Here is a 1,921-nt window from a genome sequence, read left to right as displayed (position 1 = left end):
CCAACGGGCGCAATGTCCGTACTCGTGCGATTCAATCCGTGAGTGAAGACGTGAAACTCAATCGTGCCCTGTGGCAGTTGACTGAGGAGTTTTCTAAACTCAAGGATGGCGATCGGCTTGGGTTCTTAGTGCCGAAAGCGGCATAAACATTGTAACCAACAACTCAATAACCTGGCAAATAAATCAGCAATGGAGTTATGCGGAATACGCTAGCTCAATCATCTGGATATTTGCCGGGTTGAATTTTGTTTTAAAAACTAAGGTCGTTCCCGCGCCTTAAATTATCAACTCAAAACCAATAACTTCAAACGTAAAAATCTACTTCCTAGTTTAATCATTTGAAAATTATCTTTAACCGAAACAGGAGAAAACTATGGAACCTTTCGAGCTCACTAATAAAACACGCGAAGGTACACAATTAACCGTTGAACAACTTATGACATCACAACAACTTTCTGACTGCATCAGTCTATCAAAAAGTGCAATTTATCGAAGAATGGACGCACGTGACAAACTTTATGATCCAAGTTTTCCGCGACCTATAAAGCTTGGAGCCACAACTGGGCGTTGGATCGCTTCCGAAGTAAACGATTGGATTATGAATACTATTAAAGCGCAAAGACAACAAAAATTTTAGTCTAAATACGCGCCTCTAAGGGCGCGTATTTATCACATTAAACTCACTAAATAGTCCGACCAGGCCTGCATCATTTCTCGACGAACATCGAGATATTCAGCTTGGTTATAAGTTGCTCTGATTTTATTTCGATCTTCGTGTGACAACTGTTTTTCAATGGCATCTGGCGGCCAACCTTGTTCGTTCAATAATGTACTCGCAATATGTCGAAAACCATGTGTCGTAAGATCATCACTGCTGATATTCATCTTACGAAGAGCAACACGCAAACTATCCGGTGTGATATGAGAAAAACCATTTCTTGGCCCTTCAAATACAAATGGTTTACCTGTTTTCATGTCATGGCACTCACAAAGAATGTCATAGACTTGATTGCTCATGGGGACAATATGGGCACGCTTCATTTTCATTCTATGAGATTGAATGCGTATCAACCTCTCTTCAAAATTCACATTTTCCCACTCAATCGTAACCAACTCAGTAGGTCGAAGAAATACATGGGGAGCCATTCTCAATGCCATTTTGACTGAAAACGTACCACTATAAACTTCTATCTTTCGCATAATCAAGCCCAGTTCTTTTGGGTCAGTTACATGCGCATATCTCGTTGGCATTTCTTTTTTAAACACATCGATTGGTAAATCCCTTGTCGGATCTAATGCGCAATATCCCATACCTACTGCATAACGAAACACCCGACTTGCGTACCCTCTGACTTTCTTGAGCATATTCAACTTGCCCGACATTTCAATATGTTTGAATAAACGAAGCACATCCATTGGCATAAGCTCAGTTATTTTTTTATTGCCAAGGTAAGGTAACAAATGGTTTTGGCAGCGTTCATTCACATCATCAGCATACGATGGCAACCAGTTATGTTGATTATGCTCAAACCACTCCTTATAAACCTGATCAAAAGTTTTAACCTCTTCGACTTCTGGCTCATCAGGTGGAATTCTTGGGTCTATGCCAGCTCTTAACTGCTCTCTAAGTTCATCACGAGTACGGCGTGCTTCAGCAAGCGTAACAGTTGGATAATGCCCGATCGTCAACATTGTTGCTAAACCATTGATACGACATCGATACCGCCAAACCTTCAAACCTGTAGGCTTCACTTCAATGATCAAACCGTTTCCATCTGCGACGCGATACATTTTCGCTTTTGGCTTTAAACCGTTGATTCTCGTGTTGTTTAACATAGCGTACTCACACTTTTTAATCTATGTGACTAACTATACTCACTTTGATACTCACAGACAAACAAGAAAAAATGGGAAAATGAAT

The 1,921-nt window shown here is 40.5% G+C and carries 2 protein-coding genes; one reads left to right on the top strand and one right to left on the bottom strand.

The genetic code is table 11. The features are described from left to right. Positions 1–373 precede the first annotated feature (373 nt). Entirely contained in the window at positions 374–637 is a 264-nt protein-coding gene (locus tag IBX48_RS10420) for an AlpA family phage regulatory protein (protein ID WP_296834325.1), read from the top strand. Between the two features lie 32 nt (positions 638–669). Here IBX48_RS10420 and IBX48_RS10415 read toward each other — a convergent pair whose 3' ends face one another. Beyond that, positions 670–1,836, bottom strand: coding sequence for a tyrosine-type recombinase/integrase (locus IBX48_RS10415; protein WP_296834321.1), 1,167 nt, complete (start codon positions 1,834–1,836; stop codon positions 670–672). Positions 1,837–1,921 lie beyond the last annotated feature (85 nt).

It is taken from the genome of Thiomicrospira sp. (genome assembly GCF_014859555.1).
GTDB lineage: Bacteria > Pseudomonadota > Gammaproteobacteria > Thiomicrospirales > Thiomicrospiraceae > Thiomicrospira.
The sequence above is the reverse complement of the archived record's forward strand: the minus strand, read 5'-3'. Positions and strand labels throughout refer to the sequence as shown.